The organism is Nocardioides humi (genome assembly GCF_006494775.1).
Lineage (GTDB): Bacteria > Actinomycetota > Actinomycetes > Propionibacteriales > Nocardioidaceae > Nocardioides > Nocardioides humi.
The window spans coordinates 5,069,113-5,083,632 of sequence record NZ_CP041146.1 but is presented as its reverse complement, the minus strand read 5'-3'; the positions used below and the strand labels follow the sequence as shown (position 1 = coordinate 5,083,632).

The 14,520-nt window shown below is 73.3% G+C and carries 13 protein-coding genes and 2 tRNA genes; 5 read left to right on the top strand and 10 right to left on the bottom strand.

Annotation, left to right across the window (positions count from 1 at the left end; all coding sequences use genetic code 11):
• Window positions 1-146 precede the first annotated feature (146 nt).
• Complete coding sequence (locus FIV44_RS24535) at window positions 147-1,652, bottom strand: AlkA N-terminal domain-containing protein (RefSeq protein WP_219996158.1); 1,506 nt, start codon at window positions 1,650-1,652, stop codon at window positions 147-149.
• A 153-nt stretch (window positions 1,653-1,805) separates the two neighbouring features.
• Between FIV44_RS24535 and FIV44_RS24530 the strand changes: the two genes are divergently transcribed.
• Window positions 1,806-3,167, top strand: a complete 1,362-nt coding sequence (locus FIV44_RS24530) for an FAD-dependent oxidoreductase (protein WP_141006736.1) — start codon at window positions 1,806-1,808, stop codon at window positions 3,165-3,167.
• Between the two features lie 133 nt (window positions 3,168-3,300).
• Complete coding sequence (locus FIV44_RS24525) at window positions 3,301-3,786, top strand: hypothetical protein (protein ID WP_141006735.1); 486 nt, start codon at window positions 3,301-3,303, stop codon at window positions 3,784-3,786.
• On the opposite strand, the gene FIV44_RS24520 is transcribed toward FIV44_RS24525, so the two are convergent.
• The 4 genes from FIV44_RS24520 to FIV44_RS24505 all read right to left on the bottom strand — a co-directional run bounded on the left by FIV44_RS24520 (window position 3,755) and on the right by FIV44_RS24505 (window position 7,326).
• Entirely contained in the window at window positions 3,755-4,438 is a 684-nt protein-coding gene (locus FIV44_RS24520; RefSeq protein ID WP_141006734.1) for a histidine phosphatase family protein, read from the bottom strand. The genes FIV44_RS24525 and FIV44_RS24520 overlap by 32 nt on opposite strands.
• A gap of 47 nt (window positions 4,439-4,485) precedes the next feature.
• The gene (locus FIV44_RS24515) at window positions 4,486-4,899 is read right to left on the bottom strand and encodes a hypothetical protein (protein ID WP_141006733.1); all 414 of its coding nucleotides are present in this window, start codon (window positions 4,897-4,899) and stop codon (window positions 4,486-4,488) included.
• Complete coding sequence (rocD, locus tag FIV44_RS24510; protein WP_141006732.1) at window positions 4,896-6,161, bottom strand: ornithine--oxo-acid transaminase; 1,266 nt, start codon at window positions 6,159-6,161, stop codon at window positions 4,896-4,898. Before rocD ends, FIV44_RS24515 begins: the two co-directional genes overlap by 4 nt.
• 73 nt (window positions 6,162-6,234) lie before the next feature.
• Window positions 6,235-7,326: a Glu/Leu/Phe/Val dehydrogenase dimerization domain-containing protein gene (locus tag FIV44_RS24505; protein ID WP_141006731.1), complete on the bottom strand. Its 1,092-nt coding sequence runs from the start codon at window positions 7,324-7,326 to the stop codon at window positions 6,235-6,237.
• Window positions 7,327-7,576: 250 nt separating this feature from the next.
• Here FIV44_RS24505 and FIV44_RS24500 point away from each other — a divergent pair, with 250 nt between their 5' ends.
• Genes FIV44_RS24500 through FIV44_RS24490 form a run of 3 tightly spaced genes read left to right on the top strand, consistent with a single transcriptional unit; the run spans window position 7,577 to window position 10,883 of the window.
• A complete protein-coding gene (locus FIV44_RS24500) occupies window positions 7,577-8,269 on the top strand; it encodes a hypothetical protein (protein WP_141006730.1) in 693 nt (230 codons plus the stop codon).
• A gap of 14 nt (window positions 8,270-8,283) precedes the next feature.
• The gene (locus FIV44_RS24495) at window positions 8,284-10,254 is read left to right on the top strand and encodes a sensor histidine kinase (protein WP_141006729.1); all 1,971 of its coding nucleotides are present in this window, start codon (window positions 8,284-8,286) and stop codon (window positions 10,252-10,254) included.
• Window positions 10,251-10,883 carry a response regulator gene (locus tag FIV44_RS24490; protein WP_219996157.1) on the top strand — a complete coding sequence of 211 codons (633 nt, stop codon included), beginning with the start codon at window positions 10,251-10,253 and terminating at the stop codon, window positions 10,881-10,883. The genes FIV44_RS24495 and FIV44_RS24490 overlap by 4 nt, the downstream gene beginning before the upstream one ends.
• Window positions 10,884-10,954: 71 nt before the next feature.
• On the opposite strand, the gene FIV44_RS24485 is transcribed toward FIV44_RS24490, so the two are convergent.
• From FIV44_RS24485 to FIV44_RS24465, 5 genes are all read right to left on the bottom strand, one after another.
• Window positions 10,955-11,028, bottom strand: a tRNA-Glu gene (locus tag FIV44_RS24485).
• Between the two features lie 91 nt (window positions 11,029-11,119).
• Window positions 11,120-11,191, bottom strand: a tRNA-Gln gene (locus FIV44_RS24480).
• Between the two features lie 46 nt (window positions 11,192-11,237).
• The gene (locus FIV44_RS24475; RefSeq protein ID WP_141006728.1) at window positions 11,238-12,230 is read right to left on the bottom strand and encodes a CPBP family intramembrane glutamic endopeptidase; all 993 of its coding nucleotides are present in this window, start codon (window positions 12,228-12,230) and stop codon (window positions 11,238-11,240) included.
• The gene (gene gltX / locus FIV44_RS24470) at window positions 12,217-13,692 is read right to left on the bottom strand and encodes a glutamate--tRNA ligase (RefSeq protein WP_141006727.1); all 1,476 of its coding nucleotides are present in this window, start codon (window positions 13,690-13,692) and stop codon (window positions 12,217-12,219) included. Before gltX ends, FIV44_RS24475 begins: the two co-directional genes overlap by 14 nt.
• Window positions 13,689-14,516 (bottom strand): fumarylacetoacetate hydrolase family protein, encoded by an 828-nt coding sequence (locus FIV44_RS24465; RefSeq protein ID WP_141006726.1) that lies wholly within the window; start codon window positions 14,514-14,516, stop codon window positions 13,689-13,691. The genes gltX and FIV44_RS24465 overlap by 4 nt, the downstream gene beginning before the upstream one ends.
• Window positions 14,517-14,520 lie beyond the last annotated feature (4 nt).

Sequence of the window (14,520 nt, the reverse complement as noted above, 5' to 3'; positions counted from 1 at the left end):
GACCAGCAGGGGCGCGTCGTCGGCGCGGTCGCCGAGGGGGCGGCCGGTGCCGTCGCGGAACGGCGAGAACTCGATGGCGGTGATCGCGCCGTCCTGCTCCACGATGCGCAGCGGCCCGATGGGCGATTCGATGACGGTCCACATGGTCAGCTCATCCTTCCAGCGTTCTCGGACAGGGACGTCCACAGGTGCAGGAGGGCGTACGAGCGCCAGGGCGCCCATTCCTCCGGGGTGATCTCGGCGGCGCCGTGGCCGGCGAGGGCGTTGCGCACGCCGACGTCGGTGGGCAGCCAGATGTCGGGGTGGCCGAGCGCGCGCAGCGCGATGTAGTCGGCCGTCCAGGGCCCGATGCCGGGCAGCGCGAGCAGCGCCTGTCGTACGTCGCCGCGGTCCGGCCCGCGGTCGAGCACGACGTCGCCGGCCGCGATCGACGCGGCGAGCCCGACGAGCGCACGCCCGCGGGCACGGGGCATCCGGAGCTCCTCGGGCGCCAGCTCGGCGACGGTCGCGGCGTCCGGGAAGAGATGGGTCAGTCCCTCGATCCCCGTCGTCACCGGGCGTCCGTGGGCGGCGACGAGCCGCGCGGCAGCCGTCCGCGCCGCGACGACGGTGACCTGCTGGCCGAGGACCGCACGCACCGCGATCTCCGAGCCGTCGACGTGACCGGGCACCCGCAGTCCCGGTCGCGCCGCCACGAGCGGCGCGAGCACGGGATCCCCGCCCAGATGGGCGTCCACGGCGACCGGGTCGGCGTCGGCGTCGAGCAGTGCGCGCATCCGCGCCAGCGCCGCCGTGGTGTCGCGGAGGTCGTCGAGCACCAGCCGCAGGGGCAGGTACGACGACCCGACCCCGTCGAGGTCCGCGAGCGCGACGCGGGCGACGCCCGGTCCGTGCGGCAGGTCGAGGGTGCGGGCGTACCAGCCGCCACCGTCGGCCGCGACCTCGGCGACCTCGATGCCGGGCACCGCCCGGTCGGCGAGGAAGCGGAGCAGGGCGCTGCCGCGGAAGGGGGTACGGACGGCGATCCGCAGGTCGATCGCACCCGGCGCCGGGGACCCGCCCGCCGGCGCCTTCCGCCCGCGCAGCTGGCTGGGCGCGGCGTCGTACACCTCGAGCATGGTGTCGTTGAACTGCCGCACGCTCGAGAAGCCGGCTGCGAACGCGACATCGGCGAGGCTGAGCGTCGTGCTCTCGACGAGGGCGCGGGCGGTCTGGGCGCGCTGGGTGCGCGCGAGCGCGAGCGGACCGGCGCCGAGCTCGCCGGTCAGCAGCCGCGACAGGTGGCGCGAGGTGTACCCGAGCCGCGCGGCCAGTCCCTCCACGCCCTCGCGGTCGACGACGCCGTCGGCGATCAGCCGCATGGCGCGGCCGGCGACGGTGGCGGCGACATCCCACTCCGGGCTGCCGGGCGTCGCGTCGGGCAGGCAGCGCTTGCAGGCGCGGTAGCCGGCGGCCTGCGCGGCGGCGGCCGTGCGGTGGAAGGAGACGTTGCGGGAGGCGGGGGTCCGCGCCGGGCACGAGGGCCGGCAGTAGATGCCGGTCGTGCGCACCGCGGTGTAGAAGACCCCGTCGAAACGGCGGTCCCGCGACTGCACGGCGGTGTAGCAGCGCTCGAAGTCGAGCCGCTCCGACGTGGTCACCGTTGTCTCCATGTCCTCCATCCTGCCTCTCGCCGCCGACACTCTCTCGCGGGAATCGGACATGACGATGGGCGGGCCGATGCGACATGGATCACACGACTCCGCCCTTCCCTCGCCCTTTTCGGCAGATAAGGTTTGCCTTACCTAATCGATCGAGAGGGAGACATGCGCGAGATCCGCATCGCCGTCGTCGGAGCAGGACCCGCCGGCATCTACGCCGCCGACATCCTCACCCGCGAGCACCCCGGCGCCACGGTCGACGTGATCGAGCGGTTGCCCGCGCCGTACGGCCTGGTCCGGTACGGCGTCGCGCCGGACCACCCGCGGATCAAGGAGATCATCAAGGCGCTGCACCGGGTGCTCGGCCGTGACGAGATCCGCTTCCTCGGCAATGTCGACTACGGCACGGACATCAAGCTCGACGAGCTGCGCCGGTTCTACGACGCGGTGATCTTCGCGACCGGCGCGATCGCCGACCGGCCGCTGGACGTCCCCGGCATCGACCTGCCCGGCTCCCACGGCGCGGCGGACTTCGTGTCGTGGTACGCCGGCCACCCCGACGTACCGCGCACGTGGCCGCTCGACGCGGAGTCCGTCGCCGTGATCGGCGCCGGCAATGTCGCGCTCGACATCGCGCGGATGCTCGCCAAGCCCGCCGACGAGCAGCTCACGACCGAGATCGCGCAGAACGTGTACGACGGGCTGCGCGCCAACCGCGCGCGGGACGTCCACGTCTTCGCGCGCCGCGGCCCGGCGCAGATCAAGTTCTCGCCGATGGAGCTGCGCGAGCTCTCCCACTCCCCCAGCGTCGACGTGATCGTGCACCCCGAGGGCTTCGAGATCGACGAGGCCGGCCAGCAGGCGATCAGCCGCAACAAGGGCACCCGGCTGGTGGTCGACACGCTGCTGAAGTACCTCGAGGCGGAGCCCACCGGCGCGCCGAACCGGATCCACATCCACCTGTGCCAGGCGCCCGTGCGGGTCCACGGCACCGAGCGCGTCGAGGGACTGCGCACCGAGCGCACCGAGCTCCAGGGCGACGGCACCGCCCGGCGCACCGGCGAGTTCACCGACACCGACGTGCAGGCGGTCTACCGCGCCGTCGGCTACCTCTCCACGCACCTGCCGGACGTGCCCTTCGACCACGGCGTGGGCGTCGTACCCAACGACGCGGGGCGGGTCCTCGACCTCGACGGTACGGCGGTCCCGGGCGCCTACGTCACCGGCTGGATCAAGCGCGGGCCGGTCGGCCTGATCGGGCACACGAAGTCCGACGCGGCCGAGACCGTCGCCAGCCTGCTCGCCGACCTCGACGGCCTGCTCGCCGACCTCGACGGCCTGCCCGGTCCCGAGATGCCCGCCCGCAGCGCCGTGATCCAGCACCTCGCCGCCGGCGGCACCGAGGTCGTCACCTGGGACGGCTGGCAGCGGCTCGACGCGCACGAGGCGGCCCTCGGCACGGCCGCCGGGCGCGAGCGGATCAAGGTCGTGCCGCGCGACGAGATGCTCCGCCGCGCCGCGGGATAGCCCTCCGACCACCCTCCCCGGTTCACGCACCGGGGAGGGTCCGGCGGACGGCCGGGTTGACGCCACACACGCCCCGGCCGTCCGCCGTCCTTTCCGAGCCCCACGGGCGCTCCGGGTCTGGCAGGCTGCGTCCATGGCGGACGCTCCCCTCAACCCCATCGACCTGCTCCTGAAGTCCCAGCAGGTCGCGCTCAAGCTGACCACCGACGTGCTGCGCACCGTCCGCGACACCGCGGTCACCGGCGTCACCCAGCCCGACGAGCTCGCCCACCAGGTCGGCGAGCTCGCCGGCGCCGTGGCGGGGATGGCCGGCGCGGTCACGAGCCTCGCGAGCTCGACCGCCCAGCCACTGCAGGACTTCATCGTCCGCCAGCGCGAGCTCGCTGACACCGTGCACACGCTCGCCGAGGCCCAGGCCGAGCTCGCCGGCGTCGTCGCGAAGCTCGCCGAGCGGCATGCCGAGGCGGTCGCCGCGCTGGAGAAGGTCACCGCTCCGGTGTTCGCGATCGTCGGCACGGAGGTCACGCCGCCGAAGACCCGCGCGGCGCGGAAGACCGCCGCCGCGAAGGACGCGGCGGCGAAGGGCGTCAGCGACGAGCAGCCTCGTCGACCTCGCTGATCTCCTCGCCCGTGACGTCCTCGGCCGCGGCGTCCTCCAGGGCGAGGCCGCCCAGGGGCTCGGCGTGCCAGGTCGCGAGATCCCAGCCCGCGTCGGGGTCGCCCTCGAGGACGGCCATGCCGGTGTTCATGATGCCCAGCTCGACAGCGACCTCCTGCGGGAGGCGCGCGGCCATGGTCGTGAACACCCGGATCGCGGCGCCGTGGCTGAACACGGCGACGGTCTCCTCGTCGTGGCGGGACGCGATGGCGCCGATCGCCGCGTTGTAGCGCGTCCAGAAGTCGCCTCCCGTCGGGCCGCCCGGCATCGTCGCGTCGAGGTCGCCCTGGATCCACGCCGACAGGCACCCCACGTAGGCGCGGACGGCGTCGGGGTCGCGGCGCAGCTCGAGGTCCCCGGCGGAGATCTCCTCGAGCCCGTCGCGCACGACGACGTCGAGTCCCCGCGCCGTCGCGAGCGGCGTCGCCGTCAGCTGGGTCCGCACGAGCGGGGACGCGTAGACCGCGGTGACCCGCTCCTCACGCAGTGCGTGCGGGACGGCCGCGGCCTGGCTCCGGCCGAGCGGCGTGAGCCCCGCACCCGGGTAGGCGGTGTCGAGCGCGCCGTTGACGTTGTGGGGCGTCTGGCCGTGACGGACGAGGAGGAGGCGCACGTCCTCAGCCTACGAAGCGGACAAGCCGCCCTCGCCCCCGGGCGGGCTCAGCGGAGCAGCAGCAGGACGAGTACGCCGAGCATCGCGACGCCGATGCCGAAGAGCACGGCCCGGCCGACGTCCAGGACTCCGTCACCTGCCTTCCGCGCGTCGTAGGCGTAGCCCGTCTCCTCCGTGATCACCCGCACCACCTCCGCCACCGCGGCCACCGCCGCCTGCTCGCGGCCCAGGACGCTGACGAGCGCGCTGCCGTCGTACAGGCTGACCCGGACGCCACCCTCCTCGGCGGTGAGCCGACCGACGAGCGGGCCGACCGCCGGGTCGTGCCGCTCCCAGCCACCGAGAAGTCCCGCCAGCCGAGCGGCGATCCGGTCGAGCACGCCGACCAGGGCGGCACGGCGCTCGGGCGTGAGCTCCCTCCGGCCGGGCCGGGACGGACCGAGAGCGATGTCGTAGCTCATGCCGGACGGGCGCCGGCGAGCATGTCCCTCACGGCGTCGACCAGCAGCGCGACGTCCTCGTCGTCGGCGACCAGCGGCGGCGCGAACCGCACCGTCGAGCCGTGGGTGTCCTTGGCCAGCACGCCGCGCTCCATCAGCTCCTCGCAGGCCTGGCGCCCGGTCATCAGGGCGGGGTCGATGTCCACCCCCGCCCAGGCGCCGCGGATCCGCACGGCCACGAGGCCCTTCCCGACCAGCGCCGAGAGCCCGGCGTCGAGGAGGTCGCCGATCTCGCGGGCGCGTGCCTGGAAGGTGCCCTCCTCGAGCAGGGCCACGACCTCGGTGCCGATCGCGGCGGCGAGCGGGTTGCCGCCGAAGGTCGAGCCGTGCGAGCCGGGCGTGATCACGCCGAGGACATCGCGGTCGGCGGCGATCGCGGAGACCGGGTAGATCCCGCCGCCCAGCGCCTTGCCGAGCACGTAGACGTCGGGCACGACGTCCTCGTGGTCGCAGGCGAAGGTCCGGCCGGTGCGGCCGAGTCCCGACTGGATCTCGTCGGCGACCATGAGCACGCCCCGCTCGGTGCACAGCGCCCGCAGGTCGCGCAGGAAGCCGTCGGGCGGTACGACGACGCCCGCCTCGCCCTGCGCCGGCTCGAAGAGCACCGCCACCACGGTGTCGTCCGCGTCGTCGATCGCGTCGGCGACCGCGGCCACGTCGCCGTACGGGACACTGCGGAAGCCCGGCGTGAAGGGGGCGTACCCGTGGCGGGCGACGTCGTCGTCGGAGAAGCCGATGATGGTCGTCGTCCGGCCGTGGAAGTTGCCCTGCATGGTGATGATCGTGGCCCGCTCGGGCGGCACGCCCTTGACCATGTAGCCCCAGCGGCGGCTGACCTTGATCGCCGTCTCGACCGCCTCCGCGCCCGAGTTCATCGGCAGCATCATGTCCTTGCCCGTCAGCCGGCACAGCGCCTCGGCGAAGCCGCCGAGCCGGTCGTTGTAGAACGCGCGGCTGGTGAGGGTCAGCCGCTGCAGCTGCTCGGCCGCCCGGGCGACCAGGCGGGGGTGGCCGTGCCCGAAGTTGAGCGCGGAGTACCCGGCGAGGCAGTCGAGATAGCGACGGCCCTCGACGTCGGTGACCCAGGCGCCGTGTCCCTCCGCGATCACCACCGGCAGCGGGTGGTAGTTGTGCGCCGCGAAGCGCTCGGTGGCCTCGATCTGCCGGGCGGTCGCCGCGCTCGTGCTCGGCTCCGTGGTCGCGTCGTTCCTCACGTCCGTCATGTCGTCACCCTCATGCTCACATTGTCAACGGCGGGTGGTCGCCGCCGGCGCTGCGCCGCCCCGGGCGTGGCGCTCACCCCGCGCTCCGGGCGGCGTGCGCCGGCCGGGCGAGGCGCTGCCGGACGATCCGGCCCGCGGCCTCTCCGGTCGTGAGGCCGTCGCGACCCGCCACCTCGAGGATCTCGCGGGTGGTGTCGCCGATCGCGCGAACACCGCGGAGCACCTGCTCCGGCGTGTGCCCCAGGAGCTCGCCGCCGACCTGCACCAGGCCGCCGGCGTTGGCGACGTAGTCGGGCACCCAGGTGACGCCGCGGCCGGCGAGGGCGCCGTCGACCTCGGGTACGGCGAGCTGGTTGTTGGCCGCGCCGCACACCAGGCTCGCGCGCAGCTCGGCCACCGCCGCGGCGGTCAGCGTCGCGCCGAGCGCACAGGGCGCGTACACGTCGACGTCCGCGTCCCGCACCCGCGGGAGGACCGCGACGGCACGACCGTGCAGCGCGCGGATCCGGTCCGTGGCGGCGCGGGAGGGGTCGGCGACGACCACGGAGGCGCCGTCCTCGAGGAGCAGCCCGACGAGGTGCCGGCCGACCTTGCCGACCCCCTCGACGCCGACCCTCCGGCCGGCCAGCGACTCGCTCCCCCACAGCCGCCCGGCGGCGGCGCGCATCGCCTCGAAGACCCCGCGCGCCGTGGCGGGCCCGCTGTCGCCCGAGCCGCCGGCCGCGGTCGTGCGCCCGACGACGTGGCGGGTGGTCTCTCCGATGACGTCGAGGTCCTCGGCGGTCGTGCCGACGTCCGCGGCGGTGACGTACCAGCCGCCGAGGCGCTCGACGAACCGGCCGTAGCTGCGCAGCAGCGCCGGTGTCTTGTCCCGCGCCGGGTCCCCGATGACGACGGCCTTGCCGCCCCCCAGGGGCAGCCCGGCGGCGGCCGCCTTGCAGGTCATCCCCTCGGCCAGCCGCAGGCCGTCGGCGAGCGCCTCGGCCTCGCCGGCGTACGGGTGGAAGCGGGTGCCGCCGAGCGCCGGTCCGAGGGTGGTGTCGTGGATCGAGATGATCGCCCGCAGGCCGGTGCTCTCGTCGCGGCAGAAGACGACCTGCTCGTGGCTCCGCCCGGTCTCGGCCCGGTCGAAGACGCCGGAAGGGCGTACGTCGTGTGTGGTCATGTCGGTGCACCTCACTCGCTGTCGGGACCGGCACGTCGGTGGGGCGCCGCTCCGCTGCGCAGCCGATGGATCTCACCTGCTGCTCGACAGGTCGATCGTCCGGCCGGCGACGGAGGTCCGTCAAGCCGCCCTGCGCGCCGGCGCGCCGGTCGATCGCGGCGTACCCGCGAAGCCGGGACGGATCGTCCCTGTGCACCGGGACGCCGGGACGGCGAGGTTGGAGCCTCCGACCAGCGAAAGGGCTCTCACCATGACCATCACCGAATCCGCGGCCACGTCCGGCGTCGCGGCCCGCGCGAAGACCGCGACCTGGCTCTTCCTCGGCTCGTTCGTCGCCTGCGTCGGCGTCATCGTCGTCTCCATGCTCCTGTTCAACCGGGACTACCAGACGGCCCTCTACGACAGGGCCGACGAGCTGGGCGTCAACCAGAACCACCTGCCGGCCGAGGTGATGGCCGACCTCGGCCGCGCCCACCCCGATGCCCTCGGGGTCCTCGTCGCCACCGCGGCGCTGTTCCTGCTCAGCGGCGCGCTCCTCGCGTGGGGCACCGGCCTCCTCGGGGGCGTCGCGGGACGGCGGGCATCCACGCAGGCCGCCATCGTCCTCGCGCTGCTCGGCGGCCTGGCGATGGCGGTGATGACCTTCCTGCCCCGGCGGCTCTCCGGCGGCAGCGCCTGGCTGGCGGACAACTGGTGGGTCTACCTGACGCTGGTCAACACCGCGGTGATCGCCGACGCGCTGGCGTTGATCCTCGTCGCGATCGGCGTTCGGAGCGCCGGGCTGGCGCGGCGCACCGCGGTCGTGGTGATCGCACTGTGCGCGCTCACGGTCGTCGCCCAGCTCGTGGCCAGCGCCCCGCCGATCGTCCCGATGCTCCTCGGGACGGTCCTCGCCTTCAACGTCGAGCGCGCTGCGCGGAGGACCGGGCCCGGGACTTCCTGACAGACTCCTGTTCGATGCGCCTCCCGGCCCGGACCCCGGTCGCCGGCGGCCTCGTGGTCGCCGGCGTCTCGGTCGCGCTCGCGGCGCTGGCGACGCCCGCGCACGTCGATGCGCTCTCGAGGGTCTGCGCGAGAGGTCTCTGCGACACGCTGGAGCAGCCGAGTCGCGAGCTGCTCGATCAGGTGGCGACCGTCGGGCTGACCGCAGGGGGCTGGGCGATCCTCGTCGTGGTGGCCCAGTGGGCGCGGCTCCTGGCGTTCTGCGCACTCGGCATCGTGATGATGCTGCGCCGTCCGTCGGCGCTCGCCACGGTGACCGGGATCGGACTCATGATCGTCGCGCTCACCGACTTCCTGCCGGCGTTCGACGCGCACGGCCCGGCTAAGGCCCTGCTCGTCGTCGTCGCGGGGCTCAACCAGCTCTCCCTGTTCCTCATCCTCGCCCTGTTCCCGGACGGTCACTGGCATCCCGCGTTCCTCCGCCGCTGGTGGATCCTTCCCGCCGTGTCGGTCTCGGCCGCGTCGGTCCTCCACGAGGCCGGATCGGCCGTGCCCGTACTCGACGCCCTGCAGACGCCGGCGATCCTGCTCCTGGTCCTCGCCCAGGTGCACCGCTACGTCCGCCGCTCGGACTGGGTGGCGCGGCAGCAGGCGAAGTGGGTGCTGGTCGGCTTCCTGGCGCTGGTGAGCCTGATGGTGGTCTCGGCCGTGCTCGACGTCGCCGGCCTGCTCGCCCGCTTCCAGCTCGTCGTCGTGGCCGGGGCGCATGTCTCGTTCCTGCTGATCGGCGTCGGGTTCACCTTCGCGGTCCTGCGCTACCGGCTGTTCGACGTCGGCGTGGTGCTCTGGCGGACCTTCCTCTACGGCGCGGGCACGGTCGGCGTGCTGGCCGCCTATTTCGCTCTCGTCGCGTTCGCGGGCATGTCGCTCCCCCTCCAGACCGCGTCCGCGGTGGGCATCGCCGTCATCGCCGTCGCCGTGCTCGGCGGCGCCTGGCTCGCCGGCCGGGTCGAGGAGCGGCTGCGCCGCAGGCTGTACGGCGACGCCAACGTCGCGGCCGCCCTCGCGAGCAGCATCGCCGCGCCCGACGGTGGCGGCGGGCTCGCCAGGGTGATCGCACGATCGCTGGCGATTCCGTTCGTCGAGGTGCGCGGCGCCGACGGAGAGGTCGTCTCGACGGCCGGCGACGAGAAGGCGGGCGGGCTCGTGCGCCAGGACGTCGTCGACGGCCCGACCGTCGTCGGCACCCTCCTCCTCGCCCCGGCCTACGGCAGCGAGCTCGACGCTCGAGACCTGCGCGCACTCGACGAGGTGATGCCGTTCGTCGTCCTCGTGCTCCGGGCGCAGCGCGAGACCGAGCAGCTGCGTCAGGCCCGGATCGCCGCGGCGACCTCCCGCGAGGACGAGCGCCGGCGGCTGCGCCGGGACCTGCACGACGGCGTCGGGCCCCTGCTGGCGAGCCAGCTCGTCACCCTGGACACGATCCGGGTGGCCCGCGAGAGGGGCCTGCCCGCCCCTCAGCTCCACGCATCCCTCGAGGAGCAGATCCGAGCGGCCATCGGGGAGATCAGGACGCTGACCCACGACCTTCGTCCGCCGGCGCTCGACGCGGGCGGGCTGGCGTCGGCGCTGAGGTCCGAGAGCGACCGGGCCGCGGTCGCCGGGCTCGTGGTGGAGAGCCGGGTCCAGCTCGGGGACGGCCCCCTCCCCGCAGCGGTCGAGGTCAACCTGCTCCGCATCGTGCGGGAGGCGGTGACCAATGTCGTACGCCACGCGAACGCCCGGCAGGTGGAGATCCAGGTCGGCGTGGGCGACGGCACGATCGAGCTGTCCGTGACCGACGACGGCGGCGGGCGCGGCGACGCCGTACCCGGGGTCGGCACGTCGTCCATGTGCGAGCGGGCCGAGGAGCTCGGCGGGACCCTCGCCATCACGCCCGGCCCCGGTGGCCACGGCACCCGCGTCCACGGACGGATCCCACTGTGAGCGAGCCTGTCGCGATCATGCTGGTCGAGGACCACCCGACGTTCCGGCTCGGGCTAAGGACCCGCATCGATCTCGAGGACGACCTGGAGGTCGTGGCCGATGTCGGCACCGCGGAGGAGGCGCTCGACATCCTCGCCGACACCCTGCCCGACGTCGCCGTGGTGGACCTCAACCTGCCCGGGATGGACGGCCTCGGCCTGACCCGGGAGCTCGCCGCGCGCGCACCCAGTCTGCGCGTCCTGATCCTCACCATGCTCGACGACGAGCACGTCTTCTCCGCGGTCCGGGCCGGCGCGAAGGGCTACCTGCTCAAGGACGCCGAGCCGGCCCAGATCGTCGCCGCGATCCGGACCGTCGCCGTCGGCGGCGCCGTCTTCTCCGCGGGCATCGCCGAGCGGCTGATCGCCGCATCGGCCTCCTCGCGCAGGACCTTCGGCGACCTGAGCGCCCGCGAGACCGAGATCCTCGGCCTGATCGCCCAGGGCCTCACCAACGCCGAGATCGGCCGCCGGCTCTTCCTCTCGCCCAAGACCGTCCGCAACTACGTGTCCAATGTCATCGGCAAGCTCCAGGCGGCCGACCGCACCGACGCGATGCTCCGCGCCCGGGAGGCCGGACTGAGCGACTAGGAGCGCGCCGAGCGCGGTGAGAACGAGGAACGGGCTCCGATCAGCCTGCTGATCGGAGCCCGTCTCCCTGTGTACCCCGACCGGATTCGAACCGGCGCTACCTGCGTGAGAGGCAGGCGTGCTAGGCCGCTACACAACGGGGGCATGTCGCTCTTGCGAGCAACCTGCGGAACTCTAGCGATCCGGCCTCGTCAGCGCCAAATCGGCGTCTGCTTCGGCCTTCCTGCGAGAACTCGCTGGTCTACTAGGACTCGAACCTAGACTAACTGGACCAGAACCAGTCGTGCTGCCAATTACACCATAGACCACTGCATCTCCGGCCCGGATCCCGGAGGACCGGACCGACGGGAAACATTACACAAGCCCGCGCCGCGCCTCCAAAATGGCCCCGCCCGGCGTCGTACCGGTGCGGTGCGCGACACCCAGCCGGCGGGCCGCCCCGACGGCCAGGACGAGATAGCTGACCGACTGCACGAGGGTGACCGGGACCGCCCACCAGGTGCCGCCGGTGGGGTTGAGGGCCTCGGTCATGTCACTGAACGCGAGGGCCAGGCCGAAGGCCAGGAAGTTGTTGAGGACGTGCATCGCGATGCCCGCCTCGAGGCCGCCGGTGAGCACGACGAGGAGTCCGGCGACGAGCCCGAAGGCGAACCGGTCGAAGAAGATCGGCAGGTCCTGGCCGAGACCGTGGGCGAGCGCGAACAGCAGCGCCGGTACGACGACCGCCACGCCCGCCGCCACCCGGCTCCCGAGCCGGGCGGTGAGGCCGCCGAACGCCTGCGCGAGGTACCCCCGGAACACGTACTCCTCCCCTGCCGCCTGCAGCGGGGTCAGCAGCACGATCACGAGCAGGAAGTCGCGCACGGTGGAGGTCCACGGGTTCAGCGTGCCGTCGGTCTCGATGCTGCCCGCGCCCTGGTCCGGCAGCACCGTGGAGACCGCGACGGTGATGCCGAGGGCGACCAGGGCGAGGCCGAGGCAGACCAGGAACCAGCGCCAGCGCAGGGCGCCGGTGACCGAGGTGACCCACCCGGGCGTCTGGCCGTGCAGCAGCCGCGCGACCGCCCAGACGGCGGGGATGGCCGCGGCCCAGCCGAGGTTGACCAGCGCCAGGAACGACGGGGTGGCGAGGTCGCCGGTGAGCTTGTCGATCGCCTGCTCGGTCGAGTCGCCGCCGGCGACGAGGACGAGGGTGACCACGATGCTCAGCACCAGCTGGGAGGCGAAGAAGATCACCACCAGCAGCGGGATGCCGACGAGCGGGCGCCAGGGGCCGGCCGGGCCGCGGCGGTGGAGCTCGTCGTACCGCAGCCCGGTCGGTGCGGGGACGCTCTCAGCCGAGGGCACGCTGCAGCCGCCCCAGGCTGCGGTCGCGGCCGAGGAGCTCCAGCGACTCGAACAGCGGCGGGGAGACCCGCTTGCCGGTGACGGCGACCCGGACCGGCCCGAAGGCGTTGCGCGGCTTGAGGCCGAGCCCGTCCACGAGGGCCTCCTGCAGCGCGGTCTGGATCGCGTCGGTGGACCAGGTCGCGAGGCCCGCCAGCGCGTCGTACGCGGCCTGGACGACCGGGCGCCCGGTCTCGCCGAGCTGCTTCGCGGCGTCCTCGGGGTCGACCTCGAAGGCCGCCTCGTCGACGAACAGGAACCCGAGCATGGCGCTGGCCTCGGTGAGCTTGTTGATCCGCTCGGCCACCAGCGGCATCGCCAGCTCCAGCAGCTGGGCGTCGGCGTCGGTGACCGGGTCGGACACGACGCCGTCGCGCTTGAGGAAGGGCAGCGCGCGGTGGGTGATCTCGTCGGTCGAGAGCCGGCGCATGTGGGCGGCGTTGATGGCGTCGCACTTCTTGAGGTCGAAGCGCGCCGGGTTCGGGACGACGTCGGAGATGTCGAAGGCCTCGACCATCTCCTCGAGGTCGAAGACGTCGCGGTCCGCGGCGATCGCCCAGCCCAGCAGGGCGAGGTAGTTGAGCAGCCCCTCGGGCAGGTAGCCCTGGTCGCGATAGGCCAGGGCGTGCGCCTCGGGGTCGCGCTTGGAGAGCTTCTTGTTGCCCTCGCCCATGACGTAGGGCAGGTGGCCGAACGCCGGCGTCGCCTTGGCGATGCCGATCTCCTTCAGCGCCTCGTAGAGCGCGATCTGACGCGGGGTGCTGGACAGGAGGTCCTCGCCGCGCAGCACGTGGGTGATCTCCATCAGCGCGTCGTCGACCGGGTTGACCAGGGTGTAGAGCGGGTCGCCGTTGGCGCGGCACAGCGCGTAGTCGGGCACGAACTCGGTCTCGAAGCTGACCTCGCCGCGGACCAGGTCGTGCCAGGTGATGGTGCCGTCGGGCATCCGGAAGCGTACGACGGGCTGCCGGCCCTCGGCCTCGAACGCCGCGACCTGATCGGCGCTGAGCTCACGGCAGAAGCCGTCGTACCCCTGCACCTTGGAGCCGGCGGCCTTGCGGCGCGCCGTCGCCTCCTCGGTGGTGCAGTAGCAGTCGTAGGTGAAGCGGCTCTCCCTGAGCCGGGCCAGCGCGTCGGCGTAGAGGTCGCCTCGCTCGCTCTGCTGGTAGGGCGCGAACGGGCCGTCCACGCCCGGGCCCTCGTCCCAGTCGAGGCCGAGCCAGCGCATCAGGTCGATGATCGAGCCGAGCGACTCGTCGGTGCTGCGCTCCTTGTCGGTGTCCTCGATGCGGAAGACGAAGGTGCCGCCGTGGTGGCGCGCGAACGCCCAGTTGAAGAGGGCGGTGCGGACCAGGCCGACATGAGGGCTGCCGGTCGGGGACGGGGCCATCCGGACGCGGACCGGGCTGCCGGGGGTGCTCATGCGCGTGCTTCCACCTTGTTCGTGAGGGTTCCGAGGCCGTCGATCGAGACTTCCACCTCGTCGCCGACCTGCATCGGGCCGACGCCCTCGGGGGTGCCGGTGAGGATGACGTCGCCGGGCAGCAGCGTCATCACGCTGGAGACGTGGGCGACGAGGGCGGGGACGTCGAAGACCATGTCGGCCGTCGTACCGTCCTGGACGACGTCGCCGTTGAGGAAGGTCTGCACCCGCCGGCCCTCGGCGAAGTCGTTCGGGTCCAGATCGGTCTCGATCCACGGGCCCAGCGGGCAGAACGAGTCGAAGCCCTTGGCGCGGGTGAACTGCCCGTCGGAGCGCTGCAGGTCGCGCGCGGTGACGTCGTTGGCGAGCGTGTAGCCGTGGATGACGTCGGTCGCCTGCTCGGCGGGGACATCGCGGCAGATCCGGCCGATGACCACGGCGAGCTCGCCCTCGTACTGCAGGTCCCGGGTCTGGCGCGGGTAGAGGATCGCGTCGTCGGGCCCGATGACGCTCGTGTTCGGCTTGAGGAACATCAGCGGCTCGTCGGGGACGTCGTTGCCGAGCTCGGCCGCGTGCGCCGCGTAGTTGCGGCCGATGCCGACCACCTTGCTGCGCGGCAGGACCGGCGCGAGCAGGCGCACGTCCTCCAGCCGGTGCTCCTTCTCGAGCAGCTTGATGCCGACGTAGAGCGGGTCGCCCGCGAGGCCGACGATCACCGCGTCGTCGCCGGGCTGGCCGTACTCGTCGAGGTCGCCTACCAGTACGCCGTACGACGGCTCACCCTGTCCGATCTCTTGGCTGGTCGTGAATCTGACGATGCGCACGCGG

What these genes read in the sequence shown, in the direction of transcription:
- FIV44_RS24535 (WP_219996158.1), bottom strand. Translation starts at nt 1,652, where the DNA reads ATGGAGACAACGGTGACCACGTCGGAGCGGCTCGACTTCGAGCGCTGC.
- FIV44_RS24530 (WP_141006736.1), top strand. Translation starts at nt 1,806, where the DNA reads ATGCGCGAGATCCGCATCGCCGTCGTCGGAGCAGGACCCGCCGGCATC.
- FIV44_RS24515 (WP_141006733.1), bottom strand. Translation starts at nt 4,899, where the DNA reads ATGAGCTACGACATCGCTCTCGGTCCGTCCCGGCCCGGCCGGAGGGAG.
- rocD (WP_141006732.1), bottom strand. Translation starts at nt 6,161, where the DNA reads ATGACGGACGTGAGGAACGACGCGACCACGGAGCCGAGCACGAGCGCG.
- FIV44_RS24495 (WP_141006729.1), top strand. Translation starts at nt 8,284, where the DNA reads ATGCGCCTCCCGGCCCGGACCCCGGTCGCCGGCGGCCTCGTGGTCGCC.
- FIV44_RS24505 (WP_141006731.1), bottom strand. Translation starts at nt 7,326, where the DNA reads ATGACCACACACGACGTACGCCCTTCCGGCGTCTTCGACCGGGCCGAG.
- gltX (WP_141006727.1), bottom strand. Translation starts at nt 13,692, where the DNA reads ATGAGCACCCCCGGCAGCCCGGTCCGCGTCCGGATGGCCCCGTCCCCG.
- FIV44_RS24525 (WP_141006735.1), top strand. Translation starts at nt 3,301, where the DNA reads ATGGCGGACGCTCCCCTCAACCCCATCGACCTGCTCCTGAAGTCCCAG.
- FIV44_RS24500 (WP_141006730.1), top strand. Translation starts at nt 7,577, where the DNA reads ATGACCATCACCGAATCCGCGGCCACGTCCGGCGTCGCGGCCCGCGCG.